This window comes from Sphingomonas changbaiensis NBRC 104936 (genome assembly GCF_000974765.1).
Taxonomy (GTDB): domain Bacteria; phylum Pseudomonadota; class Alphaproteobacteria; order Sphingomonadales; family Sphingomonadaceae; genus Sphingomonas_B; species Sphingomonas_B changbaiensis.
On record NZ_BBWU01000024.1, the window covers coordinates 1 to 9,694 of the forward strand.

Genomic DNA, 9,694 nt, shown 5'->3' on the forward strand with positions numbered 1-9,694 from the left:
CCCTTCCAGGGGAGGATTTTAGGGCTGCAGCCCTCACCCCAGCAGCCTCGCATTCACCACTTGTCCGCCGCGCGTCAGGCGGACGGCATCACTGATTTCGTCGTCGACTTGCGGCAACCCGCCTTCCTTGTCCCAGAAGGCGCTGAGGAAGTTGAACAGGTTGCGGGCGAACAGCGCCGAGGCATCCGCCGCCAGCCGGCTCGGCACATTGCGATGGCCGACGATCTTCACCCCGTGCCGGGCGACAACTTCGCCGGCGACTGCCCCTTCGACGTTGCCGCCTTGCTCCACCGCCAGATCGACGATCACGCTGCCCGGCTTCATCGTCGCGATCTGGGCGTCGGTGATCAGCCGCGGCGCGGGGCGGCCGGGGATCAGGGCGGTGGTGATGACGATATCCTGCTTGGCGATATGCGAAGAGATCAGCTCCGCCTGCGCCTTCTGATATTCCTCCGACATCTCGGTTGCGTAGCCGCCCGAGCCTTCACCTTCGATGCCGGCGACGTTCTCGACGAAGATCGGCTTCGCCCCCAGCGACAGGATCTGCTCCTTGGTCGCGGAGCGCACGTCAGTCGCGGAGACCTGCGCGCCCAGCCGCCGTGCGGTCGCGATTGCCTGGAGACCCGCGACGCCGACGCCCATCACGAACGCCTTGGCGGCCGATACCGTGCCCGCCGCCGTCATCATCATCGGGAAGGCCCGGCCATATTCGGCGGCCGCGTCCAGCACCGCCTTGTAGCCGGAGAGGTTCGATTGCGAGGACAAGATGTCCATCGATTGCGCACGGGTGATGCGCGGCATGAACTCCATCGCCAGCGCTTCGAGGCCCAGCTTTGCGTAGGCATCGACCCGCGCACGTTCGCCGAACGGGTTCAGTCCGGCGACAAGCCAGGCGCCCTGCTTCGCGCCGGCAAGGCTATTCGGCGGCGGGCCTTGCACGCCCAGGATGATGTCGGCACCAGCCAGCACCTTGGCGCGCGGGCCGGTGGTTGCGCCCGCGGCCTGATAATCGGCGTCGGACACGGACGCGTTCGCCCCCGCCCCGGCTTCCACCGCGACGGTCGCGCCCAATCCTATGAATTTCCTGACCGTCTCCGGCGTTGCGGAAACGCGCCGCTCGCCGTCCGCTTCTTCCTTGAGGACGGCGATCTTCACCCGGGCGTCAGTTCGAAATGATCAGGATGACGATGAAGCCGACGACAAAAGCGGCAATCGCTCCCCATTTGAGCAAGGCCGTGAAGCCCGAATAAGTCCGTTCGTGTGCTTTCAAGTCGCCGTTGGTGGCCATGGAACCCTGCATTTCGTTGATGCCCCGCGCCGTATCTATCGGCGAGTGCCCGCCGCCTCAAGAGCCAAGTGTGACGCCCTTAACACCGCCTTTACGGCCTGTGGCTTAAGCCCCCTCTCCCAGGAAGCGGGAGAGAGATAAATGGCCAAGGCGAATGCCAAGGTCCTGATGCTGGTCGATGACGAACCGGCGCAGCGGCGCCTGGTTGCCGCCATTGCGGCGCGCGCGGGCTGGCGCACCATTTTCGCCGACACCGGTGAAGAGGCGCTCGATGCTCTGAACACCGAGCAAGGCCTGCTTCTCGATGCCGTGCTGATCGATCAATATGGCCCGGGCGAAGGTACGATCGCGCTGATCGAGGCGATGCACGCCCGCCGTCCCGCCCTGCCCGTCCTGCTGCTCACGGCTCACGGCTCGATCGAGATCGCGGTCGGGGCAATGCGCGCCGGCGCGTCCGATTACCTGATCAAGCCGATTGCGCCCGACCGGTTGCTCGGCGCGCTCGACGCCGCCTCGTCCAGCCGGGCCAATATCGGCGAACTCCGGCCGCTTTCGGAAAAGATCAAGGCACCGCTCGGCTTCGGCGAGATCGTCGGCGCCGCGCCGCAATTCCGTGCGGCGCTCGCGATTGCTGCGAAGGCCGCGCGCGCCCGCGTCCCGGTGCTGATCGAAGGCGAAAGCGGCGTCGGCAAGGAAGTCGTCGCCGAGGCCATCCACGCCGCCTCGCCTCGAACCAAGAAGCCCTGGGTTGCCGTCAATTGCGGCGCGATCCCCGAAAACCTGGTCGAATCGGAGCTGTTCGGCCACGAACGCGGCGCCTTCACCGGCGCCTTCGAGCGCAAGCTGGGCCGCTTTCAGGAAGCGGACGGCGGCACGATCTTCCTCGACGAAGTCGGCGAACTGCCGCTCGACGCGCAGGTGAAGCTGCTGCGCGTGCTCCAGTCCGGTGAGATCCAGCCGATCGGCGCGCGGGTGACGCGCGACGTCGACGTGCGCGTGGTCGCCGCGACCAACAAGAAGCTGATCGAGGAAGTCGCCGCGGGCCGCTTCCGCGAGGACCTCTATTACCGGCTGAACGTCGTCCAGGTGACGATTCCGCCGCTGCGAGACCGCCCCGGCGACCTGCCGGCGCTCGCCCGCCACCTGCTTGCGCGGATCGCCGCGCAGCCGGGCATGCGCGGCCTCGGCATCACCGACGAGGCGCTCTCGCTGCTGATGTCGTTCTCCTGGCCCGGCAATGTCCGTCAGCTCCAGAACGCCCTCTTCCGCGCCGCAGTCTTGTGCGAAGGCGAAGCGCTGACCTCGGCCGATTTCCCGCAGATCGCGCTGCAGAACCACGACAACATCACGCCGCTGATGTCGCCGGTCGCTGGCGCCGGCGTGACCCTGTTCGAGGCCGACGGGCATATCCGCAACCTGGAAGAGATCGAGGCCGACGTGATCCGTCTCGCGATCGGCCATTACCGCGGCCGCATGACCGAAGTCGCGCGCCGCCTCGGCATCGGCCGGTCGACTCTGTACCGCAAGCTCGGCGAACTCGGCATCGGCGACGTCGCAGCCTGACCGGCTGGCCCGGAACGGCAATGTTCCGGCCGCGTTCCAGCCGCATGTTCAAGACGTGTGGCTACGTGATCTCCACGCTCAGCGTGATCCTGCTGGCGATCGTAGCGTGGAAGGGGGCGAAGGACGATCCGGTTCTCGTCCTGCTGCTGGCGCTCGGCGCCCTCACGTCGGTGATCGGGATGCTATGCCGCTGGATCGCGTTCCTGCGCGACGAAAAGCCTAAGGACCTGTCAAAGCCCGGTCGCGCAAGCCCCGCCATACCCGAAGTGCCTGCACCGTTTCAGGCACGTCATGCACCCGAAGAATCTGCGCGCCGAGCATCGCGCCGCTGACGGCCAGCGCGACCGAGCCGCCGAGGCGACGGTCGGCGGGCGCTTCGTTCGACAGCGCGCCGATCATCCGCTTGCGGCTGACGCCCAGCATCAGCGCGCAGCCGAGCCCCTGGAATAGCGCCAGGCCGTTCAGCAGCGCGAGATTGTCGGCGAGCGACTTGCCGAAGCCGATGCCCGGATCGACGATGATCCTGGCGCGCGGCACCCCCGCCGCCTCGACCGCCGCGACCCGCGCCTCAAGCCAGTCATAGACCTGCAGCAGCGGATCGGGGCCGAGCGTGCGGGTGTGCAGGTTGCGCGGATCGCCGGCATGCATCAGGATCACCGGGCAGCCGGAACGAACGACTGTGTCCAGCGCGCGATCGTCGTAGAGCAAGGCTGAGACGTCGTTGACGATCGCCGCGCCGGCGGCAAGCGCCGCCTCCATGACTTCGGCCTTGCGGGTATCGATCGAGACCGCGATGCCGGCGCGCGCCAGTCGCTCGATCACGGGCACGACGCGAGCGATCTCATCGCCGTGCCACACGGTCTCGGCGCCGGGCCGGGTCGACTCTCCGCCGACATCGATCAGCGCTGCGCCCTCGCCCGCGGCGCGCACGCCGGCCTCGGCCGCCGCTTCGGGACCGTCGAGGTGCGTGCCGCCATCCGAAAAACTGTCCGGCGTCATGTTCAGGATCGCCGCGACCTGCGGCTGGTCGAACCGGATCGTGCGCGGGCCGAGCTCCAGCGAGGGTCGCGGAGCAGCCAGGCGCTGGATCAGCGGCTGGACCTCGTCAGGCAGTGAGGCCGCGTCGGAGACGGGCACCAGCCGTTTCGAGACGCGCCGGTCCCCGTCCGCCTCGATCAGCTCATAAGCCGAATGCCAGAGCAGCCCGCCGGCCAGGCGTGCGACCTGCCCGTCAAAGCCGATCGGGGTGTCGAGGAAGGCCGTGGGGCGGAGGTAGGAGCGCGTCACGTTCCCCTCCCGCTTGCGGGAGGGGTTAGGGGTGGGCCTGAATCTTCAACGGGCATGCGACCCGATTGCCCACCCCCGGCCCCTCCCGCAAGCGGGAGGGGAGAAATCAAGCCTCGTTCGCCAGCAGATAGGTCTGCCGCAACGCGTCGATCGGCTTCAGTGCGCCCGCATCTTCATAATGCCAGAAGGTCCAGCCATTGCAGCTCGGCGCGCCTTGGAGCGTCGCGCCCAATTTGTGGATCGATCCGCTTGCGCCGCTCGCGTCGAGCGAACCGTCCGCCCGCACTGTCGCGCGCCAGCGGCGCTTCGCATCCATCAGCACCGCGCCGGGCTTCAGCATGCCGGTCTCGACCAGCACGCCGAAGGCGACTTTGGGTGCCGCGGTCGGCGACTGCATTGTCTTCAGCGCGGATTCGTCCAGCGGCAGCGCCGCCGCGATCCGCTCGCGCGCGACGTCGCAATAGCTCGACTCGCGCTCGATCCCGATCCAGCGCCGACCAAGCCGCTTGGCGACCGCGCCGGTGGTGCCGGTCCCGAAGAACGGGTCCAGGATCACGTCGCCAGGGTTGGTGCAGGCGAGCAGCACGCGGTACAGCAGCGCTTCCGGCTTCTGCGTCGGGTGCGCCTTGTGCCCGCCGCGCTTCAGCCGCTCGGCGCCCGAGCAGATCGGGAACAGCCAATCCGACCGCATCTGCAGCTCGTCGTTGAGCGTCTTCATCGCGCGGTAGTTGAACGTATAGCGCGCGCTCTCGCTCTTCGCCGCCCAGATCAACGTCTCGTGCGCGTTGGTGAAGCGCGTGCCCTTGAAGTTCGGCATCGGGTTCGACTTGCGCCAGACGATGTCGTTCAGGATCCAATATCCTTGATCCTGGATCGCAGCTCCGACCCGGAAGATATTGTGATAGCTGCCGATCACCCAGATCGTGCCGCTGTCCTTCAGGATCCGCCGCGCCTCGGCCAGCCAGGCGCGGGTGAATTGGTCGTAGTGCGCGAAGGTGTCGAATTTGTCCCAATCATTATCGACCGCGTCGACGCGGCCGCCCTCGGGACGGAACAGGTCGCCGCCGAGCTGAAGATTGTAGGGCGGATCGGCGAAGATCATGTCGACGCTCGCGTCGGGAAGCGCGCGCATCGCTTCGATGCAGTCGTCCATCAGGATCTGGTCGAGCGGAAGCGCAACCCCTTTGGTCGCGGCACGCCGCTCGATTTTCGTCAGAACCCCCATGCGGCGAACGCCCCCTGCTCAGTTATCCACAGCAGAGTGAGTCATCCGGGAGTCCGCGGTCAAGCACTTCATTTCGCTGCCACAATCAGAACGGCCCGCGAACGCGGCGGCCTGACCACAAGTGGTTGAGTCTGCGCGGCCGCGTGAGACTCAAGCGGTTGTGGTGTGACTCAAAAGACTCACAGCGGCAGCAAAGCTTGCGCCACCGGCGCGAAGCTCCGCCGGTGCAGCGGCGTCGGGCCCAAACGGTTCAGCGCTTCGCGGTGTGTCGGGCATCCATAGCCCTTGTTGGACGCCCAGCCGTAACCCGGATGCTCCGCATCGGCGGCGATCATCAGCTGGTCGCGGTGATGCTTGGCCACGACCGACGCGGCCGCGATCGACAGGCACAGCGCATCGCCGCCGACGATCGTCACGCATGGATGATCCCAGCGCGGCTTTGCATTGCCGTCGATCAGCACCATGCCCGGCGCGATGCCCAGGGCCTCGACCGCGCGCGTCATCGCCAGCATCGTCGCCCAGAAGATGTTGATCCGGTCGATCTCCTCGACCGAGGCAACCCCGACGCCGACCAGCGCGATCTTGGTGAGCCGGGCGTGCAACTCCGCCCGAGCGATGGCCGTGAGCTTCTTCGAATCATCGATGCCCCGCGGCACGCCTTTTTCCGGCAGGACCACCGCGGCCGCGACCACCGGCCCGGCAAGCGGTCCCCGCCCGGCTTCATCAACGCCGACGACCGGACCGGGATGCGGGAGTTCGAGTTTGCGGGAAGGCCTGGGCATGAAGACTCTTAAACTCGGTTTGGGCTGAGCGTGTCGAAGCCCTTCCTTCTTCTAAAGCCCGACAGAAAAGAAAGGGAGGCCTTCGACAAGCTCAGGCCAAACCGAGTTGGGGATAAGTGCGCTCTACCCTTCCAGCTGCTCGTACGGGTTATGCCCTAGATTGTGGCCGATCGGCCCATGCCCCTGGCCCAGGCCCGGCGCGGCGAGGATCGCGATGCGGACGAAGCGCACCGCCTGCTGAAAAGCCTCCTCGATCGGCATGCCTGCCCCCAGCCCGGTCGCCAGCGCGCTCGCCAGCGTGCAGCCGGTGCCGTGGGTGTCGTCGGTGTCGAAGCGCTTGCCTTCCAGCCGGGTTATCTCCCGGCCATTGGGGGCGAGCACGCGGTCGGTGATGGAATAGCCCTCGCTGTGCCCGCCCTTGACGAGCAGATGGCAGCCATGCGCGAGGATGGCCTCCTCCCCGCCCAGGGCGTCCAGCTCGGGCAGGTTCGGCGTCACGACCGAGGCCACTTCCATCAGCTTTTCGAATGCCGCGATCGTGCGTGCATCGGCCAGTTCCGATCCACTGGTCGCGACCATGACGGGATCGAACACGATCGGCACGTGAAGCTCCCTTAGCCGATCCGCCACGGCTTCCGCGGTCTCGGGCGAGCCGATCATGCCGATCTTGACCGCATCCACGCCGATATCGCTGACGACGCTGTCGATCTGCGCGACCACCATGTCGGTCGGGATTGGATGGACGGCCTGGACGCCAAGCGTGTTCTGCGCGGTGACCGCGGTGATGGCCGTCATCGCAAACCCGCCCAGCATCGTCACCGTCTTGATATCCGCCTGGATGCCGGCGCCGCCGCCGCTGTCCGATCCGGCGATGATGAGGATGCGGGGCGTCAGCTGCTCGTCCCACTGGCTCGCCGAGCCGGGTTCGGGATCGTCCATCACCCCTTGTGCTTCCGTTCGGTGCTGGCGGGATGCTTCTTCAATGCCGCGCCGACGCGCGTCGGCCGATCCATCAGCTCGCCGCCGCAATTGGGGCAGCGTTCGTCCATCGCGTCCGCGCATTCCGCGCAGAAGGTGCATTCGAACGAGCAGATGAATGCGCCATGCGCATCGGCCGGCAAGTCGGCGCCGCACCGCTCGCAATCTGGCCGCATCTCAAGCATTACGCCGCCTCCGCCACGGCCGCGCAGATGCGCTCGACGACGGTCTTCACCTGCGCCTCGTCGTCTCCTTCTGCCATCACGCGGATCAGCGGCTCGGTGCCGGAGGGGCGGATCACGAGGCGCCCGCGGCCGGTGAGCTCGGCCTCGGCATCGGCGATCGTCGCCTTGACGCGCGCGTCTTCGAGCGGCTTGCCGCCCGAGAAGCGGACATTCTTCAGCAGCTGCGGCACGGGATCGAACAGGTGCAGCAGTTCGCTCGCGGGCTTCCCCGACTGGACCAGTTCGGCGAGGATCTGGAGACCCGCCATCAACCCGTCGCCGGTCGTCGCATAATCCGAGAGGATAATGTGGCCAGACTGCTCGCCGCCGACGTTGAAGCCGCCGCTCCTCATGCGTTCGAGCACATAGCGGTCGCCCACCTTGGTGCGATCGAGCGCCAGCCCGTCCGCCGCCAGCCGTCGCTCCAGCCCCAGGTTGGACATCACCGTCGCGACCAGGCCGCCGCCCTTCAGCAGCCCCTTGCGCGCCCAGCTTGTCGCAATCAGCGCCATCAACTGGTCGCCATCGACCACCTGGCCGGCCTCGTCGACCACGATCAGCCGGTCCGCATCGCCGTCGAGCGCCAGGCCAATATCGGCGCCGCTCGCCACCACGGTCTCGCACAGCACCTGCGGCGCGGTGGACCCGCAGCCCGCATTGATGTTGGTGCCGTTCGGCTCGACCCCGATCGGGATCACCTCGGCGCCAAGCTCCCACAGTGCCTCAGGCGCGACCTTGTAGGCAGCGCCATTCGCGCAATCGATCGCGATCTTCAGCCCCTCAAGCCGCAGTCCTTCCGGGAAGCTCGACTTGACCGCGTGGATATAGCGCCCCTGCGCATCGTCGACGCGGCGCGCGCGGCCGGTGCGGTCGGCAGGAGCCAGCACCGGCTGCGCCTCGATCAGCCGCTCGATCGCGAGCTCGTCCTCATCCGACAGCTTATAGCCGTCGGGCCCGAACAGCTTGATGCCATTGTCCGCGAACGGATTGTGGCTGGCGGAGATCATCACGCCCAGGTCCGCGCGCATCGACCGCGCCAGCATCGCAACCGCGGGCGTCGGCATCGGCCCGACCAGCACCACGTCCATGCCGACGCTGGTGAAGCCCGCGACGAGCGCCGGCTCCAGCATATAGCCCGACAGCCTCGTATCCTTGCCGATCACGACCCGGTGGATGTGCTCGCCCCGCACGAAATGCGCGCCGGCCGCCATGCCGACCTTCATTGCCATCTCTGCCGTCATCGTCGGCGTATTCACCCGGCCGCGAATGCCGTCCGTCCCGAAATATTTGCGTGTCATTGCGCGTCCAAAAAGCTCATGAGGACTTCCCTAGCGCGAAGGAGGCAGCGGTGAAATATCGGACTCTGGGACAAGGGCTGGACGTCTCCGCAATCGGGATCGGCTGCATGCCGATGGTCCATGGCGGCAACATCAACTATGGCGGCGACGCCACCCAGGAACAGGGTGTCGCAACGATCCACCGCGCGATCGACCTGGGCATCACCTTCTTCGACACTGCCGAGATTTACGGGCCGTTCCAGAACGAGGAACTGGTCGGCGAGGCGATCCGCGGCAAGCGCGACAGCCTCGTCATCGCGACCAAATTCGGCTTTCGGTTCGAGGGCAGCCAGATCACCGGCGTCGACAGCTCGCCCGCCAATATCCGCCGCGCGTGCGAAGGATCGCTGAAGCGGCTGGGGATCGACACGATCGATCTCTATTACCAGCACCGCGTCGATCCCAACGTGCCGATCGAGGAGACGGTGGGCGCGATGGCGGAGCTGGTGAAGGAGGGAAAGGTCCGGCACCTCGGCCTCTCCGAAGCCGGCGCGCAGACGATCCGCCGCGCGCATGCAGTTCATCCGATCACCGCCCTGCAAAGCGAATATTCGCTCTGGGAGCGCGGCGTCGAAGACGAGATTCTGCCGATCTGCGAAGAGCTCGGCATCGGCTTCGTGCCCTATTCACCGCTCGGCCGCGGCTTCCTGACCGGCCAGATCAAGAGCCGCGATGATCTGCCCGAGGACGATTGGCGCAGGAACGACCCGCGCTATTCGGAAGAGAATTTCGGCGCCAACCTGGCAATCGTTGATGCGATCCGCGCGGTGGCCGAGCGCAAGGGCGTCAGCCTCGCCCAGATCGCGCTCGCTTGGCTGATCGCCCAAGGCCCGCACGTGGTGCCCATCCCCGGCGTGAAACGCCGCGCGACGCTGGAGGATTCGGCGAAAGCAGCGGAGGTGGAGTTGAGCGCCTCAGACTTGGACGACCTAGATGCCGCCGTCCCTCCCGGCGCCGCGCAGGGACCACGCTACCGCGAACAAGGCATGCGCATGGTCCGGCTTTGAAGG

General features: G+C 66.9%; 10 protein-coding genes. 2 read left to right on the forward strand and 8 right to left on the reverse strand.

Annotation, left to right across the window (positions count from 1 at the left end; all coding sequences use genetic code 11):
• Positions 1-33: 33 nt before the first annotated feature.
• The gene (locus tag SCH01S_RS05850; protein ID WP_046347857.1) at positions 34-1,155 is read right to left on the reverse strand and encodes an NAD(P) transhydrogenase subunit alpha; all 1,122 of its coding nucleotides are present in this window, start codon (positions 1,153-1,155) and stop codon (positions 34-36) included.
• A 7-nt stretch (positions 1,156-1,162) separates the two neighbouring features.
• Complete coding sequence (locus SCH01S_RS15735; RefSeq protein ID WP_052733803.1) at positions 1,163-1,288, reverse strand: aa3-type cytochrome c oxidase subunit IV; 126 nt, start codon at positions 1,286-1,288, stop codon at positions 1,163-1,165.
• A 141-nt stretch (positions 1,289-1,429) separates the two neighbouring features.
• On the opposite strand from SCH01S_RS15735, the gene SCH01S_RS05855 reads away from it, so the two are divergent.
• Entirely contained in the window at positions 1,430-2,851 is a 1,422-nt protein-coding gene (locus SCH01S_RS05855; RefSeq protein ID WP_046347858.1) for a sigma-54-dependent transcriptional regulator, read from the forward strand.
• A gap of 219 nt (positions 2,852-3,070) precedes the next feature.
• On the opposite strand, the gene folP is transcribed toward SCH01S_RS05855, so the two are convergent.
• From folP to glmM, 6 genes are all read right to left on the reverse strand, one after another.
• Positions 3,071-4,138, reverse strand: coding sequence for a dihydropteroate synthase (gene folP / locus SCH01S_RS05860; protein WP_046347859.1), 1,068 nt, complete (start codon positions 4,136-4,138; stop codon positions 3,071-3,073).
• Positions 4,139-4,244: 106 nt separating this feature from the next.
• The gene (locus SCH01S_RS05865) at positions 4,245-5,363 is read right to left on the reverse strand and encodes a site-specific DNA-methyltransferase (protein ID WP_046347860.1); all 1,119 of its coding nucleotides are present in this window, start codon (positions 5,361-5,363) and stop codon (positions 4,245-4,247) included.
• A gap of 179 nt (positions 5,364-5,542) precedes the next feature.
• Positions 5,543-6,145, reverse strand: coding sequence for a ribonuclease HII (gene rnhB / locus SCH01S_RS05870; protein ID WP_046347861.1), 603 nt, complete (start codon positions 6,143-6,145; stop codon positions 5,543-5,545).
• Positions 6,146-6,268: 123 nt separating this feature from the next.
• Complete coding sequence (gene thiD, locus SCH01S_RS05875) at positions 6,269-7,084, reverse strand: bifunctional hydroxymethylpyrimidine kinase/phosphomethylpyrimidine kinase (protein ID WP_046347862.1); 816 nt, start codon at positions 7,082-7,084, stop codon at positions 6,269-6,271.
• Positions 7,084-7,308 carry a DUF1272 domain-containing protein gene (locus SCH01S_RS05880; RefSeq protein ID WP_046347863.1) on the reverse strand — a complete coding sequence of 75 codons (225 nt, stop codon included), beginning with the start codon at positions 7,306-7,308 and terminating at the stop codon, positions 7,084-7,086. Before SCH01S_RS05880 ends, thiD begins: the two co-directional genes overlap by 1 nt.
• The gene (gene glmM / locus SCH01S_RS05885) at positions 7,308-8,645 is read right to left on the reverse strand and encodes a phosphoglucosamine mutase (protein ID WP_046347864.1); all 1,338 of its coding nucleotides are present in this window, start codon (positions 8,643-8,645) and stop codon (positions 7,308-7,310) included. The genes SCH01S_RS05880 and glmM overlap by 1 nt, the downstream gene beginning before the upstream one ends.
• Positions 8,646-8,695: 50 nt before the next feature.
• On the opposite strand from glmM, the gene SCH01S_RS05890 reads away from it, so the two are divergent.
• Positions 8,696-9,691, forward strand: a complete 996-nt coding sequence (locus SCH01S_RS05890) for an aldo/keto reductase (protein ID WP_046347865.1) — start codon at positions 8,696-8,698, stop codon at positions 9,689-9,691.
• Positions 9,692-9,694 lie beyond the last annotated feature (3 nt).

Bases quoted from the DNA above. Each gene is read 5' to 3' on its own strand.
- glmM (WP_046347864.1), bottom strand. From the start codon at position 8,645: ATGACACGCAAATATTTCGGGACGGACGGCATTCGCGGCCGGGTGAAT.
- rnhB (WP_046347861.1), bottom strand. From the start codon at position 6,145: ATGCCCAGGCCTTCCCGCAAACTCGAACTCCCGCATCCCGGTCCGGTC.
- SCH01S_RS15735 (WP_052733803.1), bottom strand. From the start codon at position 1,288: ATGGCCACCAACGGCGACTTGAAAGCACACGAACGGACTTATTCGGGC.
- thiD (WP_046347862.1), bottom strand. From the start codon at position 7,084: ATGGACGATCCCGAACCCGGCTCGGCGAGCCAGTGGGACGAGCAGCTG.
- SCH01S_RS05855 (WP_046347858.1), top strand. From the start codon at position 1,430: ATGGCCAAGGCGAATGCCAAGGTCCTGATGCTGGTCGATGACGAACCG.
- SCH01S_RS05865 (WP_046347860.1), bottom strand. From the start codon at position 5,363: ATGGGGGTTCTGACGAAAATCGAGCGGCGTGCCGCGACCAAAGGGGTT.
- SCH01S_RS05880 (WP_046347863.1), bottom strand. From the start codon at position 7,308: ATGCTTGAGATGCGGCCAGATTGCGAGCGGTGCGGCGCCGACTTGCCG.